Annotated in this window: 10 protein-coding genes and 1 pseudogene; 4 read left to right on the forward strand and 7 right to left on the reverse strand. The window is 72.8% G+C overall.

Going from position 1 to position 18,415, the window contains the following annotated elements:
- Positions 1 to 5 precede the first annotated feature (5 nt).
- The 3 genes from ACFYMU_RS05420 (at position 6) to ACFYMU_RS05430 (ending at position 4,222) form a co-directional block, all read left to right on the forward strand.
- The gene (locus tag ACFYMU_RS05420; protein WP_388368159.1) at positions 6 to 1,640 is read left to right on the forward strand and encodes a hypothetical protein; all 1,635 of its coding nucleotides are present in this window, start codon (positions 6 to 8) and stop codon (positions 1,638 to 1,640) included.
- Between the two features lie 73 nt (positions 1,641 to 1,713).
- Positions 1,714 to 3,696, forward strand: a complete 1,983-nt coding sequence (locus ACFYMU_RS05425; protein WP_388368161.1) for an AAA family ATPase — start codon at positions 1,714 to 1,716, stop codon at positions 3,694 to 3,696.
- Positions 3,697 to 3,724: 28 nt separating this feature from the next.
- Entirely contained in the window at positions 3,725 to 4,222 is a 498-nt protein-coding gene (locus tag ACFYMU_RS05430; protein ID WP_388368164.1) for an FHA domain-containing protein, read from the forward strand.
- A 150-nt stretch (positions 4,223 to 4,372) separates the two neighbouring features.
- Here the strand turns inward: ACFYMU_RS05430 and ACFYMU_RS05435 are convergent.
- Together ACFYMU_RS05435 and ACFYMU_RS05440 are read right to left on the reverse strand one after the other, a co-directional pair.
- A pseudogene (locus ACFYMU_RS05435) lies at positions 4,373 to 4,726 on the reverse strand (DUF6234 family protein); the annotation flags it as partial.
- Between the two features lie 264 nt (positions 4,727 to 4,990).
- Positions 4,991 to 5,782: an inositol monophosphatase family protein gene (locus ACFYMU_RS05440; protein ID WP_388368167.1), complete on the reverse strand. Its 792-nt coding sequence runs from the start codon at positions 5,780 to 5,782 to the stop codon at positions 4,991 to 4,993.
- A gap of 248 nt (positions 5,783 to 6,030) precedes the next feature.
- Between ACFYMU_RS05440 and ACFYMU_RS05445 the strand changes: the two genes are divergently transcribed.
- On the forward strand, positions 6,031 to 9,114 hold the full coding sequence (locus tag ACFYMU_RS05445; protein WP_388368170.1) for a SpoIIE family protein phosphatase: 3,084 nt from the start codon (positions 6,031 to 6,033) through the stop codon (positions 9,112 to 9,114).
- 439 nt (positions 9,115 to 9,553) lie between these two features.
- Here the strand turns inward: ACFYMU_RS05445 and haaN are convergent, their stop codons facing one another.
- The 5 genes from haaN to ACFYMU_RS05470 form a co-directional block, all read right to left on the reverse strand.
- Entirely contained in the window at positions 9,554 to 10,060 is a 507-nt protein-coding gene (gene haaN, locus ACFYMU_RS05450; protein ID WP_388368173.1) for a cyclophane-containing RiPP N-acetyltransferase HaaN, read from the reverse strand.
- 82 nt (positions 10,061 to 10,142) lie between these two features.
- Positions 10,143 to 11,300 carry an FxsB family cyclophane-forming radical SAM/SPASM peptide maturase gene (locus tag ACFYMU_RS05455; protein ID WP_388368176.1) on the reverse strand — a complete coding sequence of 386 codons (1,158 nt, stop codon included), beginning with the start codon at positions 11,298 to 11,300 and terminating at the stop codon, positions 10,143 to 10,145.
- Between the two features lie 12 nt (positions 11,301 to 11,312).
- On the reverse strand, positions 11,313 to 11,501 hold the full coding sequence (gene haaA / locus ACFYMU_RS05460; protein ID WP_388368179.1) for a HaaA family cyclophane-containing RiPP peptide: 189 nt from the start codon (positions 11,499 to 11,501) through the stop codon (positions 11,313 to 11,315).
- A 148-nt stretch (positions 11,502 to 11,649) separates the two neighbouring features.
- Positions 11,650 to 14,430 (reverse strand): cyclophane-containing RiPP biosynthesis TPR protein HaaT, encoded by a 2,781-nt coding sequence (gene haaT, locus ACFYMU_RS05465; RefSeq protein WP_388368182.1) that lies wholly within the window; start codon positions 14,428 to 14,430, stop codon positions 11,650 to 11,652.
- Positions 14,431 to 14,661: 231 nt separating this feature from the next.
- A complete protein-coding gene (locus ACFYMU_RS05470; protein ID WP_388368185.1) occupies positions 14,662 to 18,267 on the reverse strand; it encodes a SpoIIE family protein phosphatase in 3,606 nt (1,201 codons plus the stop codon).
- Positions 18,268 to 18,415: the final 148 nt, after the last annotated feature.

Genomic DNA, 18,415 nt, shown 5'->3' on the forward strand with positions numbered 1-18,415 from the left:
CACGCATGAGCGCAGGACTGGCGATCCCCTCCCTCGATCTGGTGGCCCCCGCCGTGACCTTCCCGCCACCACCCCCGCCGGTCGGCGACTTCGTACTGCCGCACACCGGCGCCTCTCCCCTCACCCACGGCTTCGACGTGTCGCAGGCCGCGAGTCACGGGGCGGGCGCGGCCCTGCACGTCCTCGAATCGCTCAGCGGATTCCTCCTCGTCGGCCGGGCCGCCCTGCTCACCACCCGCGTCCTCGCCCAGGCCGCCGTCCGCGCGGCCGATGAACTGCACTGCCTGGAACGGCAGGAGGAGATCGCCGCCGCCCTCGCCGAACAGTGGCAGGCCGCCGCCTACGCCGCCGCGCGGGCCAACGCCCGCCGCACCGCCCTGCTGTGCCGGATGCGCCGCGTCCGCACCACCGGCGGCGGAGGAGACGGCGAGGCGCCGCCCCAGCCCGACCTGCCCCCGCCGCTCGAACCCGTGGGCTGCGAACTCGGCACCTTCCGCCGGGAACTCGCACGGTTCGAGGACCACGTCCGCCGGGCCGAGGAGATCTGGACGGCCTGGGAGATACGCCGGCTCACCGCCGTCGTGGACACCGCGGTGTCCGGCGTCGACACGGACGGCGCGGACGACGCGTGGGGGCGCATGCTCCGCGATCGCCAGGCCGCCATGCTCGCCCGGCACATGGAGAGCCGCACCGCCGACGCAGAACAGCGGGAGGAGCAGCCCTCCGCCGTGCCGTCGCGGATCACACCCGAGCAGGCCCACGACATCGAGGCCGTACGGCACGTGGGCGCCGGCATCCTGGCCGCCCTGGACCCGCAGGCCGACCCCAGGACCGCCGTTCTCGCGGCCGCCGCGGTGGGCAACGCCGTACGCAAGGCGGCCGACAGCCCCACCAGGGCGCAGCGCCACCTCAACGACGCGCGACGGGTCGTCCGTGACGCCAACCGCGACGCCGAGGCCCGCCGCGCACAGGCCGAATGGGCCGCCGCGCAGCTCGACTTCCTCACCCGGAAGCCCCCCGAGTACGCCGAGCCCCTGCCCGAGGCACCCGACGCCGTCGCCGCCCTGCACCGGGTCCTCGACGACGGGGTCCTGCTCGGCGCCACCGAGCGCCGGCTCGTGGAGCAACGGGTCCGCGAACGCCACGACCACCTCGCCGCCCTCTACGTCTACGCCCAGTGCTCCGAGGTCTTCGCCGAACTCGCCGAACGCCACGGCGGCCTCGCCGACACCTCCGTCACCCAGGGCCGAGAACTCCGTCTCGACTGGACCCCCGAGGGCTGGGAGCCCGACCACTGGCTGCGCGCCACCCTCGTCGACGGGACCTTCCGGGTCGCCACCATGTACCGCGGGGCGCCCGGCGAACGCAGCCGGAAGGAGCAGGAACTCGACGACGCCCGCTGCGAGGAGGCCCGTCAGCGGCTCGACGAGTTCGCCGAGCTGGCCCGCGAGCTCGGGCTCACCGTCCACTTCCGGATCGAACAGGTCAAGGGCGCCCGGCCCGGCCTGCCCGGCGAGGACGCCATCTCCCTCGACGACCTCGGGCGGCTTCCGGCACAAGACCCGAGGGGCGAGCACCGGCGCAGGGACGAACGGCCCACCCGCAGGGAACGGACCGTCGGCGATGACGACCGGCGATGACCCACCGGACCTGCGTCCTGCCGTACGCCCTGCCGTACGTCGACTGCCGCCGTGGTGCGGCGAGGAGTGACCTGTGGACTTGCACAAGGAAGACCAGCTCATGCCCCGGTTCCCGCTGTTCGCCGAGGAACTGGCCGGGACACTCAGCGTGCACGCGCAGTACGTGGTGCACGGGAACTTCCGTGACCTTCACCTGGTACGCATCCGGGAGCGGGACCATCCGCTCCCGCTGCTCGCCGTGCTGTGGAACTGCCTGCGCCCGCTGGGCTTCCAGGCACTGCTGCGCTGCGACCAGATCGGCGGCATCCAGCTGATGCAGGCCACCCAGGCGTCGCGGGAAGCCGTACTCACACTGCTGGAGGCCTCCGGCACCCGCGCCTTCCCCGGCGACAACGAGAAGCAACGCCAGCAGACCGTCGCCCAGTTGCGAGCCATCGTCTCCGGCTGGCAGGAGGAACGTGAGAAGATCCAGGCCGACCGCACCCTGCCGCCCCTGCGTGTCGCCCTGGTGATCGACCACGCCTCGCGCCTCGTCAACGACGTCAACCGGCTCACCGACGACGAGCGGGACTTCTTCCTCGCCTGTTTCCAACTCGCCCAGGACGCCGACCCCGTGGAGATCCCCGCTCCACCCGGCCACGAAGGCCCCTGGCCCGCCCTGTTCAACCCGGTGATCTGGCTCGCCGACGGGGAACGCGATCTGCCCAACTGGCTTGCCGCGAACAGCGAACGCATCCGCACCGTAGCCGTTCCCGAACCCGACGCCGACGAACGCCGGCGCATGGCCGGCGAACTCCTGCGCCGCTACCTCAGGAACACCGCGCACCGCGCCCTCACCGACAAACAGGCCGCCGACGCCGTCGCCGCCTTCACCCGCGCGGCATCCGGTATGAGCCTCACCGCGATGCGCGAGAGTTACCAGCTCGCGCGCGCCCGCGGCATCCGTTTCACCGCCATGCCGGACGCCGTCCGCATCTACCGCATCGGCGTCGAGAAGAACCCGTGGAGCCGCGACGAGATTCGGCAGCGCATCCTCCAGGGCGAGGATCCTTCCGACGAGCGGTCCATCCCGCGCCGTGTCCTCGGCCAGCGGGCGGCCGTGGCGATGACCCTCGACATCCTCAAGCGCGCCGCCCTCGGCCTCTCGGGCGCCCAGGCCACCAGCCCGGGACACCGGCCCCGAGGCGTCCTCTTCTTCGCCGGCCCCACCGGCACCGGCAAGACCGAGCTGGCGAAGGCCGTCGCTTCCGTGCTCTTCGACAGCGACCAGGCCTATCTCCGCTTCGACATGAGCGAGTTCTCCGCCGCCCACTCCGCCGACCGCCTCGTCGGCGCGCCCCCCGGCTATGTCGGCTACGAGGCCGGCGGCGAACTCACCAAGGCCGTGAGGGAGAACCCCTTCCGCGTCATCCTCTTCGACGAGATCGAGAAGGCCGACAAAGGCGTCCTCGACAAGTTCCTCCAGGTCCTGGAGGACGGCCGCCTCACCGACGGGCAGGGCGTCACCACGTACTTCAGCGAATGCGTCCTCATCTTCACCTCCAACCTGGGTGTCCAGCGCACCGACCCCGCCACCGGAGAGTGGCAGCCCCTGGTCGAACCCGGCGAGCCCTACCAGGAGCTGGAGCGGAAGGTCCGCGAGAACATCAAGGAACACTTCGAACGTGTCATCGGCCGCCCCGAGTTGATGAACCGCCTCGGCGGCAACGTCGTCGTCTTCGACTTCATCTCACCCGAGGTCGCCGAGAACATCTTCGACCTCCAGGTCGGCAACATCACGCGCCAGCTCACCACCGGACACGGCATCACCCTCGAACTCACCGACCACGCCCGCCGGGTGCTGCTCTCCCACTGCACCCAGGACCCCTGGAAGGGCGGACGGGGCATCGGTATGGTCCTCGAGACCCACCTGATCAACCCGTTGGCCCGCGTCCTGTTCGCCGCACCGGACCTGGAACCCGGCGCGGTGGCCCTCGTACGGGACGTCAGGGTCGACTCCACGGGACAGGTGGAGATCGAGGTGGACTTCTCGAGGAAGCGCGAGCCGGGCAGGTGAGCGAGGGGAGTGAGGAGGAGGGGGCCTGGTGAGCGACGAGTTCGACGACGAGCTCGACGGTCTGGAGCTCTTCGACACCCGGAAGGGCATCCGCCCCGACGAACTCCGTGACCGGGCCGAGCCCGGTGACGGGCCGGGGCCGGCGACCCAGGCTCAGGCCGCGGCACCGCCGCACCTGGCCCCCGGCATGGCGGTACGGCTGTTCTTCCCCCGGGCCGACATCTGTCTGGACGTCCCGCTGGGCGGGGAACTACGCCTGGGCCGGGACGACTCCTGGGCCCCGAGGGCAGCCCCCCTGTTCAAGGGCGAGCGCACGGTCTCCGCGCGGCACGCCGTCGTGACCTGCGCCGACGACGGCACTCTCGCGGTGGCGGAGGTGCCGCGAGGCTCCCGCAACGGCGTCAAGGTCGACACCCGCATCCTCACCCCGGGCAACCCCGAGCCGCTGAGACGTGGCGACACCGTGTGGCTCGGCCCGTGGGTCAGCTTCACGGTGCAGGACCCCATGGGAGTGCTGGAACCCTGAGCCGGACTCCTGAGCCGTGCGCCCACCGTACGCCACCGGCGTCCACGCCGTCGTCGAGGACCGCCTCACGGGCGCACGACACAGCGGGATCCGCGCCCGGCTGTCTCCGCAGTCCGCGCTGGAGCGGATCCGGGCGGAGGACAGGGAGTGGTCGTGGTCCCGCTCTTGCCGCACGGCCCCCAGCGCTCCGCCTGCGAGGAGGGCCACCAGCAAGTGTGCGATCACCGTCCAGCGGGCACGGAAGACTCCCGCGAGAACTGCCAGGGCGAGTACGGCGATCAGCAGCATCCGTACCCGCCCCATGTACGCGAGGCCGGCCTCGGCGATCCTTGCCCGGTCGCCTTGCGCCGCCCATACCTCCAGGCCGAAGCCGTAGATCCGGTCCAGCACGAGCCACGCGGTCTCCAGCAGGAACAGGGGGATCGCCAGGGCGAGGTCCACGCCCAGGCGCGTTCTGTGCGACCAGGGGCGCCGACGTCTCGGGGCTGAAAGGGTGTCGGTCATGGGTGCAGGGTGCCGCGGCCGGTGGCGGTGCGCATGAGCACCCGTACTCAACTCCGGTCCGGCTGAGCGGCAGGACGGTCAGCGTCCGTCGAACAGCACGATCCACCGTGCGGACAGCGGGACTACCGACCGCCGAGACGCGACAAAGTCCTCTGGACCATGGCCTGTCGGGGCTGACGTGGGTCCGTCGGCTTGGCGGAGCCCAGACCCCGCGCCCAGACCCCGGCGCCCAAGCCCGGGGGCTCAGACCCCGGGGCTCAGACCCTAGCCGCGGATCATCGACATCAGCAGCCGATGCGTCTCGGCGTCGGCGGCCGCCACGAGGCCGCGGGCCTCCTGTCCGATCGGGCCGCCGTCGATCCCCGTGACCACGCAGCCGGCGGCTCGGCACACGGCGATGCCCGCGGCGAAGTGCACGCTCCCGGACAGGTCGCCGCCATCGGTGACGTACGCGGCGCGCCTGCCGGATGCGACCCAGGCCAGTGCCAGGGTCGTGGACACGACGCGCGGCCGGAACCGTTCGGCGAAGTCGGGGTGCGCCAGCAGGTCCACGGCCCGGAATCCGGGCGCGCTAGGAAACGGCGGATCCAGGTTGACGTCCACCAGCCGGGTGGCCGGTGTGGGCGCCAGTCGTGTGTCGACCCCTCGGCTCCGTGCCCAGGCGGTCTCACCGTCGGTGACGTAGAGCTCGTCGCCGAACGGGTCGGCGACCGCCGCCGCCCCGTCGCGCAGTGCCACGTTGACGGCCACGAGCAGGTTGCCGGCGGCGTAGTTCAGCGTGCCGCACAGGGGGTCCACCAGCCACTGGCGTGCAGCGGCGGCCGGGCCCTGCTGTCCGCTTTCCTCGCCGCGCACCGCGTCGTCGGGCCGGGCGGCGCGGATGACGCCGACGATCGCCTTCTCGGCCTCCACGTCAGCGGCGGTGGCGAAGTCCCCGTCGCCCTTGTCGATGCGGGAGAGCTGCCGACCGTACAGGGTGCGCAGGACGTCCGCACCGGCGCGTGCCGCCGTGAGGGCGACCCCGGCGTCGTCAAGTGTCGTGTACGTGTCGATCACGCCAGGCACACTACCGGGCCGTCCCGGCGGATCCGCGCGGTCACGGCCTCGCTCTCGTCGTCGGTGACGGAGAGCGAGTCGATGTCACATACGGTGCACCAGTGGGCGAAAGGTTCACCTCGATGGACCCGATCGCCTAAATTGTTCGGATTAGAGTAGATGAGACGGATGTGGATCACGGCAGGTCCACATCCGATCACATACGGCGCAACGGGTGCCCAAGCGGTGAGCGGAGGCGAGGGTCGGCCGTGGTGAACTCCAGAGGCAGCGATGCGGACAACACCGGCCCGTCCATGCCCCGTGCGCCCCGGCAGCCCTACCAGTCGCAACAGCCGCAACAACAGGCACAACAACCGCAGCAGTCACTGCGGCCGCAGGGGCTGCGGACGACGCAGACGGTGCGGCCTCCCTCGGAGCAACACCGTGTGCGGATGCGGCTGCTCGACGCCGTGGACGAGCACCGGCGCGATGTCGAGGTGCTGCTGACCGCGCTCCAGCAGGCGGTGGCCGAGGTGCAGGGCCTGGGCGGCATGGTGCATCTGCCGGGCGGCGGCATGAGCGGCATCCTCTACCTGGTCGCCGACAGTGGCCTGCCGGGGTCGATGACCCGGCCCTGGCTGATCATCCCGGTGCGGGGCACGGCCCCGCCCAGCTGGGCCGCCCGCAACAACACCGTCACCTGGCAGCCGGACCTGGCCCCGCCCGACCCGGTGCCCGGCCGGGACCCCGCCGCCCTGTGGCCCTCCCGGCTGCCCGCCGGCATCGGTCATCTGGCCGTCCCCATCCCGGGCGGTGGCCGGCGACGCGGCGCGCTCTCCGTCCTCTTCGCGCCGGGCACCGTGCCCGGCGCGGCGGAGCGCGCGTCTCTGAGCGAGATGGCGGCCTGGCTGTCCGGGAGGCTCAGGTCGTCCGGGATCCTCAACCCGTCCCCCACCGTGCTGCACGCCCTGGAGAGCGGGCCAGGGCCGGGGCAGACCCCGCCGTGGGACATGGAACGGGTGCCCTCCCTCACGTACACCTGGGACCTGCGCACCGGCGAGCTGACCTCCGACCGGCCCGTCGAGGACGTGCTGATCGGCATCGATCCCGCGGTGATGAGCGGCGGCATCGAGGCGTGGGCGGCGCTGATCCACCCGGACGACCTGCCGGGCGCGGTGGCGGGCTTCGACACGGGCATCCAGCTGCGCGGCGGCTTCCAGGACGAGTACCGGATCCGGCGTCAGGACGGCACATACGTCTGGATCGAGGCCCGTGCCCGGACGATCACCGACGACGAGGGGGCGCCGGTGAAGGTGATCGGCACCATCCGGGACAGCAGCGAAACACACACCGCCGCCGAGTCGGTGGGGCGGGCGCTGCAGCACATGAGCGACGGCTTCGTCGCCCTGGACACGGACTGGCGCATCGGATTCCTCAATCAGGCCGCCGAGCGGCTCTTCGGCACCGCGAGAGACGTGGCCGGAGCCCTGCTGTGGAGCGTTCCCGCGGTACGCGCCGTGCCGGGTCTCGAGCAGCGGTGCCGGGCCACGGCGGCCGAGGGCCAGCCGGCCGGATTCGACGTACCGTGGCCGGACGGGGCGTCCTGGTACCACCTGCGGCTGGTGCCGGTGCCCGAAGGCCTCACGCTCTACATCACCGACACCACCGAGCGGCATCTGCGGGAGGTCGAGCGGGCCGCCGCGGAGCGGGCGGCGGCGGAGCGGGCGGCCCTGGTGCAGCGGATCACGCGGGAGCTGGCCGAGGCCGTCACGGCCCAGGACGTGATGGCGGCGGTGGCCGACGGTGTGATGACGCCCCTCGGGGCCACCGGGCTGATCATGCTCGGCGTGGTCGGCGACCGGCTGACGGTGATCGGTTCCCGGGGATATTCGGAGCGCTTCACCCGGATGCTGGACAGGGAGTGGACGGTCAGGGACACCACGAACCCGGTGGAGGACGCCCTGCGCACCCGCACCCCCCTCTACATCTCCTCCCCGGAGGAGATCCTGAAGCGCTACCCGGGCACCGAGATCCTGGTCCGTGAGGGCGGCAAGCAGGCGTGGGCCGTGCTGCCGCTGGCGGTGTCGGGGCGCGGGATCGGTGCGGCGGTGATCTGCTTCAGCCGGCCGCGGGTGCTGGACGACGACGAACGCACGCTGCTGACCGCGCTCAGCGGACTGATCGCGCAGGCCCTGGAGCGGGCCGGGCTCTACGACGAGGCGACGACCCGGGCCCGTACCCTCCAGCGCAGTCTGTTGCCGCAGGCACTGCCCAAGCTGCCCGAGGTGACGGCGGCGGCACGCTACCAGCCGGCCACGCAGGGAGCCGACGTCGGCGGCGACTGGTACGACGTGATCCCGCTCTCCGCGGCCCGGGTGGCGCTGGTCATCGGCGACGTCATGGGCCACGGCATGGCCGAGGCCGCCACCATGGGCGGGCTCCGCGCGGCCGTCCGCACCCTTTCCGAGCTGGAGCTGCCGCCCGACGAAATCCTCGGCCACCTCAACGACATCGTCGGCGAGCCGGGCACGGATGCCTTCGCGACCTGCCTGTACGGCGTCTACGACCCGGTGACCCGGCGTCTGTCGTACGCCAGCGCCGGTCAGCCGCCCCCGGCCGTGGCCCACCCCGACGGCAGCGTCGCCTTCCTGCCCGTGACCCCGGACCCGCCGCTGGGGGTGGCCACTCCCCCCTTCGAAACCCTGGAGGCCCTGCTGCCCGCCGACAGCCTGCTCGCCCTCTACAGCGACGGTCTGGTCGAGAGCAAGGACAGGGATGTCACCACGGGCATGAATCGTCTCGCCGAGCTCCTCTTCGAGTCCGTGAACGCCATGCCGACCTCCCCGGTGGACGCGTCCGACCTGGACGCCCTCTGCGCCACCATCACCTCCGCTCTCCTGCCCGCCCACGGGCCGCTGGTCGACGACGCCGCCCTGCTGCTGGCCCGTACCCACCCGCTGGACGCGAGGGACATCGCCGAGTGGCCTTTGCCGGAAGACCCGGTGGCGGCGGGCCGGGCCCGCGACCTGGTCCGCGCCCAGCTCACCGACTGGGACCTGGCCGACGAAGACCTGATCATGACCACCGAACTGCTGGTCAGCGAGCTGGTCGGGAACGTGATCCGGCACGCCTGCGGCCCCATCCGGCTGCGCATGCTGCGCAGCCGGGCGCTGATCTGCGAGGTCTCCGACGCCAGCCTGACCACGCCGCACGTCCGCCACACCTCCGCCACCGACGAGGGCGGGCGCGGCCTGCAGCTCATCTCCGCGCTCTGCCGGCGCTGGGGCACCCGTCACACCCGCACCGGCAAGTCCATCTGGACCGAGCAGGCCCTCCCCACCGCCCCCGTCTGACAGCCGGCACGGCTCACCGGTCGGATCGGCCGTCGGATCCGCCCCGTCAGTTCCCGCCCCTCCGCGTCGGCCTTCAGGACGCCGGAGCAGCGGCGTTCCCCGGCCGCGGGTCCCGGGCACGGGTCCCGGGCACGGATCCCAGGCGCGGATCCCAGGCGCGGATCCCAGGCGCGGAAACCGGCCGCGGATCCCAGGCGCGCCGCGGATGCCGCGGCCGGGACGCGCACCGCGCCCCGGCCGTCACGCCCGGCCGGTGCCGGCAGCCGCCGCCGGCCTGCCGCCGGTCCCCCGGCCGCAGGCCGGGCCCCGAGGCCCGGGCGGGTACCGCCGCGGACCCGGACGGGATCCGCCGGCAGAGGTGTGCCTCGTCGGGCCCGGCGGTCTCGGGGCCGCCCGGGCCGTGCGCGCCGCTCCCACGGCCGGCAGGTCTTCGCGGGTGTCATACCGAAACGGAGTGCGCCGGTTCCCTGACCACGCCGGTCCCCGTCTCCAGCCGGTAGACGATCTTTCCGTCGAACTCCGCGAAGCCGAGTTCCCGGTAGAAGGAGCGGGCTCCCGCGTTGCCGCGGTCCGTCATCCACTCCAGGCGGCTGCATCCCGGCCGTTCCTCGGCGATGCCCCTGAGCTTCCTCATCAGCGCCTGGCCGACGCCTTGTCGGCGAAGGGAGTCCCGGACGTAGAGTTCCTTGAGGAAGAGGGAGTGGGAGGAGCCCGCGGCCGGCCAGAGGAACGAGTAGGCGGCCATGCCGACGATGTCACCGCGGCCGTCTTCCACCAGCAGGGCCGAGGCCAGCGGTGGGGAACCGAACAGGGCCTGTTTGATCTGGGACCTGCGCTCCTCCAGGGGCTGGATCTCGCTCGCCCCGTAGTAGCGCTCGATCTCTTCGATCAGCCTGGCCAGTGCCGAGATGTCACCCGCACCGGCCGGGCGGATCCGGATGTTCATACGAGAGCCTCCTGTGTGTCGTTCTGCTCGGGGCGACGGTCCGGTCAACGCGTGATACGTGCTCACGGTGCGATGCGCGGAGCTAGGGGGGTGACGGGACCGAGCCCCCCGGTTCCCAGCCGTGCCGGCGCAGTGAGTCCTGGACGTGCCGGATGAGGTGGTAGAGGTCGGCGCAGTAGACCGAGGGGTTGCGGTAGCCGCCGGCGGAGCTGAAGCGGTGCGGGAGGTAGCCGCCGCCGCAGACCTCGACCACGGGGCAGGACCGGCACTGCCCGGCGAGGGCGTCCCTGCCGAGCTGTCTGTGCCGGAGCTTCGGATGGAGGGCCGCCTCGTCGAAGGTGGCGTCGAAGACGTCGAGGCCCAGCCGGGAGGCGCCTTCCTCCACGGAACGAAGGGTGTCCACGCCCTCGATGGACCCGTCGGACTCGATCACCACGGTCGCCTGAGGCGCCAGCCCGAGGGTCTCGACGGAGCCTCGCACACCCGCGCTGAGAGCGGCTATGTCCTCCAGCATCCGCACCGTGTGCCGGTACTGGGGCCGGGCGAGCCAGGCATCGTAGACGCGGCTCATCCACATCCCGTACTCGGGCAGGGACGGATCGGTGCGCGGGGGCGGGGCGTCGTGCGTGCCGTGCGGGAGGTTGAAATCGATCACCGGTGGCTCGTAGGCGGCAAGGTGGTCGTGGACCTCGGCCGGGTCGTTGGCCAGATCGACGACGGCCAGCAGTCCGGCGAACAAGTGCGGCCGGGTCCGCAGCAGTTGTATGCCGCGCTCGGCCGACGCCGCGCTCGACCGGGAGGCGTGGGTCAGGCGGTGCCGGTCGTTGGCGTGCGGCGGCCCGTCGAGGCTGACGCCCACGGCGACGTCGAACTCCTCGAAGAGGTCGAGCCAACCTTCGGACAGCAGCGTCCCGTTGGTCTGCAACTCGAAGTGGACCTGCGGGCCGTCCGGCGGGACCTCGGCGCGCAGAGCGGCCAGCAGCGCATGCGTGTGCCGTCTGCCCGCCAGCAGTGGCTCACCTCCGTGCAGTACGAGGTGAACGCTCCGCAGTCCGTGCGCCGCCGCGTGCTGCCGGATGCGTCGTCCGGCAGCACGGGCGACCTCCACGCTCATGCGGGCCGGCAGCTTCCGCCACGCCTCGTCGGGGGAGTTGAAGACGTAGCAGTAGTCGCAGTCGATGTTGCAGCGGTTGGCGGACTTGAGCACGAACGACCGGAAGGGAAGGGGGGAGAGCGTCATGGAACGCTGCTCTCACAAGGGCAGCGGCCGGATGAGGGATGCTCCGTGGCTGCCGTCGGCGGCCTGGTCCGGCGCCGATCGCTCCACCTCCAGACGGTGCCGCACACGGGCCGCGACACGGTCGAGGACCGAGGAGCGTCCCCTCGCCCGCGGCTCGTCCGCACCACGAAGAACGGTCGTAAGAGCCTTGTCCGACGCCATCAGTGCCCCCCAGGTGTGCCGCGCGGGCGACCGGCACGGCCACCGATGATTGAAAACCGGAGCTTCCTTGGCAAAGTAGCAGCCTCGGCGGGTCAGGTGTGAGGTGCAAATCGGACACTCTCCGTCAGATTACTGACACGTTACGCACTCACGGTGATCGCCGTGCCAGGAGCAGTTCGATCTCGCCCACCGCCGAGTCCAAACCCAGCCGCCGGTAGATCGCGGCCGCCTCGCGCAGGGAATCGTCGGCCGCACCACCCCCACCGGCACCCCGGTCGCAGCGCCCCGTCCCCTCCAGCGCCCTGGCCTCCTCGAGCGGGCAGTGCACCTCACGGGCGATTCGTGCCGCCTGCTCGAAGTACCCGCGCGCCGCGCCCGTGTCACCCGATGCCCGCAGCAACACGCCCCGGTGATTGAGCACTTCGGCCTCGGCGCACCGGTCGCCCAGCTCACGCAGGAGGTCCGCACTGCGCCGCAACGCCTCCAGCGCACCGGCACGGTCCCCGGCGCGACCCCGCGCGGCACCCAGTTCGCTCAGTGCCGCGGCCTCACCGCCACGGCTGCCGAGCTCGCGATAGATCGCCAGGGCCTCCTCCAGCCGGAGGAGCGCATCCGGGATGTTCCCCGACACCCGGTCCAGCGTCCCGAGATGGCGGATGCTGTTGGCGCGGCCGAAGCGGTCACCGAGTTCGGTGTAGTGGTCGAGCGCCCGGGTGTGGGCGTCCCCCGCCCCGGCGAGGTCTCCCGTGATGCGCCGCACGACGCCCAGTTCGTTGAGGGCGTACGCCTGGTGCACCCGGTCGTCGAGCCGGCGGTAGATGTCGAAGGCGTCGCGGTGGCATCGGGCCGCTCGTTCGTACTCGCCCATCTGGCAGTGGACGACGCCCAGGTCGCGCAGGGAGTTGGCCTCACCGTAACGGTCGCCCAGCTCGCGGTAGATCGACAGTGCCTCGGACTGGGCCGTGACCGCCTCGTCGAACCGGCTGGTCTGCCGGAGCACCATGCCGAGGTCCGCGAGCGCGTTCGCCTGCCCCAGCCGGTCTCCCAGCTCGCGGTAGACGGCCAGGGCTTCGGTCTGGGCGCGTGCCGCGGACTCGTTGTCCGCGGTCAGATACCAGACGATGCCCGCCTGGTTCAGGGCGTCGGCCTTGCCCTTCAGGTCACCGGCCTCGTCGTACCGTGTCGCCGCCTCGCTCAGCACCTCGGTCGCCTCCCCGTAGGCGGCCATGAAGCGTCGTACGACGCCGAGTTCGGCCAGGGCCCCGGCCAGGGCCCGTCGGTCACCGGTGCGCCGGGCCGCTTCGGCGGCCGTCCGGTGCAGGCCGACCGCCTGGTCCCAGGGCCCCGCCTGCCGCAGGAAGGGGGCCATCGCCGCGGCGAGGGCGACCACGAGATCGTGCAGGGCGAGGCTGTTCGCCTGTTCGATGCAGGACAGGACGTTGGCCCGCTCGCTCTCCAGCCACCCGACGGCAGCCGTGCGGGATTCCATCGCGGGTGTCTCCAGGCCGGCCGTGTCGTCCGGAGGAGGGGGAGCCGTCGCACCGCTGCGGACGATGTACGTGTTCGCGACGGCGAGAGCGGCCAGGTAGTACATACACACGCGCTGGACGGCCTGAACGTGTTCCATGTGTCCTCCCTCGTCGGCGAGGCGACGGGCGTACTCGCGCAGAAGGTCATGAAGCCGGTAGCGGCTCCCTGGGTGTTCATCGATCAGATGGTCGTCGTAGAGCGCCTCGAGATGACCGCGTGCCTCCGCGACCGCCGTCGCGGCCAACGCGGCGCCGGCATGCTCCGATACGTCTGTACCCGGGTAGAAACCAAGGCTCCTGAAGAAGTCCTGCCGCTCCGGCGGGAGGTCCCGGTAGGACAGGTGGAATGCCGCGACGGCCGCCCTCTCACCGGCCTGGAACTCGCCCAGCCGGTCCCGGGCGGCGGCCAGCCGTTCCCGGAGCTCCTCGGCGCTCCAGGCCGGGTGGTGCCGTAATCGCGCCGCGAGCAGTGACACGCCGAGCGGCAGGTACCCGCACATCCGCACCAGTTCCTCCGCGACCTGCCGGCCGAGCGCGTCGACCGACCGGCCGCTGAGCCGTACGAACAGGTCGACCGCGTGGCCGGGCGGCAACGCCTCGACCGGCAGGACCACTTCCTCGTGGGCCGCCAGACGCCTGCGGCTCGTCACCAGCACCAGGCACTCGCTCCCCCCGGGAAGCAGGGGCTCCAACTGCCGGTAGCTGGCGGCGTTGTCGAGAATGAGCAGGGCCCTCTTGCCCGCGAACCGGCTCCGCCACATCGCGGCCCGGGCCTCCGTCACCGCCCCCAGGTCGTCGCCGACCGGTATCTGCGGCGTCGGCACTCCGGCGGCGGCCAGCAGCGAGGCCAGGGCCTCGGCGGGGTGGACGGGGCTCTGCCCCGGTGTGTGGCCGTTGAGGTTCACGAAGAGCTGGCCGTCCGGGAAGCGCTCCGACAGGACGTGCCCGGCGTGCACCGCGAACGTGGTCTTGCCGGCCCCGGGCATCCCGTCGATCACATGGACCGGCAGTGACTCGCCGTTGTCCTGCGAGGACCGCACCGACACCAGGAGCCGTTCCAGCTCGGCGGACCGGTTGGTGAACGCCGTGGTGTCCCTCGGCAACGAACGCAGCACCAGGGCGGCGCCGGGCAGTCCCACCGCGTCGTCCGGCCGGGGTTGCGGACCGGTGGTCAGCGCGGACGCCCAGGATTCCGACACGGCCGCGAGCCACGCCGTCAAACCCACCAGGGCCACGCCCAGGATGACGAACGAGAACCACGCGTGCTGCCGGACCCACCCGAGGAAGCCGGGCCAGCGCGTCTGATCGGACACCGCGTTGGTGACCAGGCCGATCAGCATCGTGGTGATCGCACCGCCGCCCGCGATGGCGGCGACGGCGCCGCCGCGCCGTAACCTCATGCCCGCCTCGCCACCCCGTCGACGCCGTCCTCGACGGAACCGGCCGCACCACGTCCGGCGCCGTCGGCTCGAGACCGTGCGCCTGGAACCAACCTGGCCACGAAGCCGACCCCCCGAGTTCGACACCCCGACCCGTCAAGCGGAGCAGCCCCATGGGTCCTGGTCAAGAGCGCCTCCGGTCAGGTGCCGTCCACGCGGTCCGTGTGCCGGCGGCCTCGCCCGGCCGGGTGCTCATGGTCGAGGGGGCGGTTTCGGCGGGGGCGCCGTGGGCAGTGGCTGCTCCGTCCAGATGACCTTGCCGTCGGAGGTGTAGCGGGTGCCCCAGCGCTCGGTGAACTGGGCGACGAGGAAGAGCCCGCGGCCGCCCTCGTCCTCGTTCCTGGCCCGGCGCAGCCGGGGCGAGGTGCTGCTGCCGTCGGACACCTCGCAGATCAGCGCGCGGTCACGGAGCAGCCGCAGCCGGACCGGACCGGTCGCGTGGCGGATGGCGTTGGTGACCAGTTCACTGGCGACGAGCTCGGTGGTGTAGGCCAGTTCGTCCAGCCCCCAGGCGGCCAACTGCTCGGTGACGGCCGCGCGGATGCGGGAGACGACCGCCGGGTCGCTGGGCAGCTCCCACTGGGCGACCTGTTCCGGCCCCAGGGCCCGGGTACGGGCGACCAGCAGGACCACGTCGTCGCTCGGCCGGTCGGGCAGCAGCGCGTCGAGGACCGCCTCACAGGTGTCGTCCGGCGTGCGGTCGCGGCAGGCCAGAACGGTGCGGAAGCTCTCCAGACGGGCGTCGGGGTCGCGGAGCCGGTCCTCGATCAGGCCGTTGGTGTACAGCACCAGCTGGCTGCCCTCGGGCAGGTCGAGCTCGACGGTCTCGAAGGGCATGCCGCCGAGGCCGAGCGGCGGTCCGGACGGGAGATCGACGAAGTCCACCGTGCCGTCGGGCCTGACCACCGCGGGGAGGGGGTGCCCGGCACGGGTGAGGGTGCAGTGGCGCGACACCGGGTCGTAGACGGCGTACAGGCAGGTGGCCCCGGCGATCTCGGAGTCGGCGTCCTCCTCCGCCCAGCCCTCGGCCCGGTCGAGCTGACCCACCAGGTCGTCGAGGTGGGTGAGGAGTTCGTCGGGCGGCAGGTCCAGGGCGCAGAAGTTGTGGACGGCGGTGCGCAGCCTGCCCATGGTGGCGGCCGCGTGCAGGCCGTGACCGACGACGTCCCCGACCACCAGTGCCACCCGGGCGCCGGACAGCGGGATGACGTCGAACCAGTCGCCGCCCACGCCGGCCTGCGCGGGCAGGTAGCGGTAGGCGGCCTCCACGGCGCTCTGCTCGGGCCTGCCCCGGGGCAGCAGGCTGCGCTGGAGGGCGAGGGCGGTGTTGTGCTCGCGGGTGTAGCGGCGGGCGTTGTCGATGGAGATCGCGGCGCGTCCGACCAGTTCCTGCGCCAGGGACAGGTCGTCGTCCTCGAAGGGGGCGGGCTGCTGGGAGCGGTAGAAGCTCACGACGCCGAGGGTCGTGCCACGGGCGCGCAGCGGCACCGTGATCAGGGAGTGCGTGCCGGCCGAGAGCACCCGCGCGACCCGTGCGGGGTCCTGGGCCAGCCAGCCGCCGGCCTCCGTGAGGACCGGTTCGAGCACGGACTGGTGGCTCTCCAGGCTGCGGGCCTGTGGCGTGGAGGGGATGTAGTGGACGGTGTCGCCGACGCCGTGCAGGTGGGACCCGTCGTGTACGGCGCCCCGCGCGACCCGGCGCAGGGGGGTGTCCGGGCCGAGGGGGCCCGGTTCCTCGCCGCGCAGCACGGAGTCGGGCAGGTCGACGACGGCGACGTCCGCGAACCGGGGCACGGTCACCTCGGTCAGTTCCTCGGCGGTGCGGGTGACGTCCAGGGTGCTGCCGATGCGGACGCCGGCGTCGTGCAGCAGCTCCAGGCGCCTGCGGGCCAGGACGGCCAGCCGGCCCACGCCGGGCTCCCCGACGAGCAGCAGCCAGCCGTCGTCGTCGGGGGCGGGCGCGGGCGCGGGCGCGGACTTGGGCTCGGGCGCGGACTCGGGCGCGGACTCGGGCGCGGGCGCGGGCTCGGACTTGGGCTCGGGCGCGGACTCGGACTTGGGCTCGGGCGCGGACTCGGACTTGGGCTCGGGCTCGGGCTCGGACTCGGGCTCGGGCTCGGGCTCGGACTCGGGCTCGGACTTGGGCTCGGGCTCGGACTTGGGCTCGGGCGCGGACTCGGGCTCGGGCTCCGGGGTGGGAGCAGGGGCAGGAGCAGGGGTGGCGGCCACGGCGGGGCCGGGGCCGGGGGCGCCGGTCCGGTCCGGGCCGGGCGGGGGCTCGGACCGCGGCGGGGGTTGGGGTGGGCGGTGCGCCCGGTCGGCGGTGGGTGCCGCCGGGGGCGGGGCCCACGGAGGGGGTATCGGGGCCGGGGCCGTGAGCGGGGGTGTGGGCGGGGCCGTTCCGCGGGGCGGAGACGTGGAGGCGGCCGCTTCCGAGGACGGCGGCGCAGGGGCGACGGCGTTCCCGGGCTCCGCCTGGGCGGGAGGAGGCACAGGCGCAGCCGCCCCGGCGGACGGAGGTGGGGGCACACCGGTGCGCGCGGGGGGCGGGGCCGGCGCTGCCGGGCCCAGGCCGGTGAGGGCCGACGGCACACCCTCGGCCGGGACGACGGGGGGCCGGGCCGGTGGCACGGCCTCGCCCGGGGCGGACGGGGCCGGGGCCGGGGCCGGCGGCGCTGCCTCTCCGTGGCCGGACGCTGCCGGGGCCGGCGGCACGCCCTCGCCCGGAGCGGGCGGGACCGGAACCGGCGGCGCCGCCTCGGCCAGGCCGGACGGGGCCGCGGCCGGCGGCACGATCGCACCGGTCGAAGGCGCCGGGCCGAGCGTGACGGCGTCCGTGTCGAAGTCCATGGGCCGCAGGCGCGAGCCGCCGAGGATGCGCGCCTCCACGGCCACGCCCGTCTCGCCGTCGGCTCCGGTGACCTGGCGGCGCAGGAGGGTAGCGGTCCGGCCGCCGGAGAGAGTCACCTGGTCCAGGGTGCGGTGCGGTGAGGCGATGAGTTCCTCGGCCTTCTCGCGCAGCACGGCCAGGTCGATCCTGGTGAGGTCGCCGCCGTCGGCGGCGCTCCCGGGAGCCGCCGGGGAGGCGTACTCGGGCTGGCGGGGCCAGCCGTCGGCGCCGACCGCCTCGCGGCCGGTCCTGCGGTAGGCGGCCAGGAGCGCCCGCTCCCGTTCCGTGGACTGTTCCAGCAGCCGTGCCTCGATGTCGCGCACGACCCCGCGGACCAGGTGCAGCATGGCGGGGTCGCCGTCGCAGCGCAGGGTGGTGAGGTCGATGACGGCCTCGATGCGGCCGCTGAGGGGGTTGCGGACGGGTGCGCCGGCGCAGGCGAAGGGTTGCAGGCAGTCGGCGAAGTGCTCCCGGCCGACGACGTAGAACGGGCTCCGCCCGGCCAGCGCGGTGCCGACGCCGTTGGTGCCCGCGAACTGCTCCGAGGCGTCACAGCCGGGGGTGAAGTGGACCGCGTCGAGGCGTTCGCGCAGCCGGCGGCTGCCGCCGAAGCGCTGGACGATGCGGCCCTGGCCGTCGCAGAGCACGACGGTCATGCTCATCTGGGCGATGGAGTCGAGCAGGTCCTTCAGGACCGGTTCGGCCGCGCGCAGGAACCGCTCGTCGAGCATCGGCTCCGCGTACGGGATCAGCAGCCGGTGCGGCTCGAGTCCCACGGATCTGCACCGTTTCCAGGAGTCGAGCACCGCGCCCCTGACATCGGCGTCCACCAGGGCGCCGGTCAGAAAACGCTCATGGGCATCGACAAGTCCGCCGATGTCGTCCCAGGCGACGGACAACGAGATCACTCCCTACACCCGGAGGCACCTCACACCCGGAGGCACCTCATCGCGCGCACCGCCGCCCGGCCCGCCGGGTAGCTCTCCAAGTGTTCTTCACATTAAACCCACTATGAGCCAAATCATAATCTTTGCGGACCTAAGGGCCGCATGAGAG

The sequence above is a fragment of the Streptomyces sp. NPDC007264 genome (genome assembly GCF_042869095.1).
In the GTDB taxonomy this organism is placed as follows: domain Bacteria; phylum Actinomycetota; class Actinomycetes; order Streptomycetales; family Streptomycetaceae; genus Streptomyces.

Bases quoted from the DNA above. Each gene is read 5' to 3' on its own strand.
- ACFYMU_RS05420 (WP_388368159.1), top strand. From the start codon at position 6: ATGAGCGCAGGACTGGCGATCCCCTCCCTCGATCTGGTGGCCCCCGCC.
- haaN (WP_388368173.1), bottom strand. From the start codon at position 10,060: ATGAACATCCGGATCCGCCCGGCCGGTGCGGGTGACATCTCGGCACTG.
- ACFYMU_RS05455 (WP_388368176.1), bottom strand. From the start codon at position 11,300: ATGACGCTCTCCCCCCTTCCCTTCCGGTCGTTCGTGCTCAAGTCCGCC.
- haaA (WP_388368179.1), bottom strand. From the start codon at position 11,501: ATGGCGTCGGACAAGGCTCTTACGACCGTTCTTCGTGGTGCGGACGAG.
- haaT (WP_388368182.1), bottom strand. From the start codon at position 14,430: ATGAGGTTACGGCGCGGCGGCGCCGTCGCCGCCATCGCGGGCGGCGGT.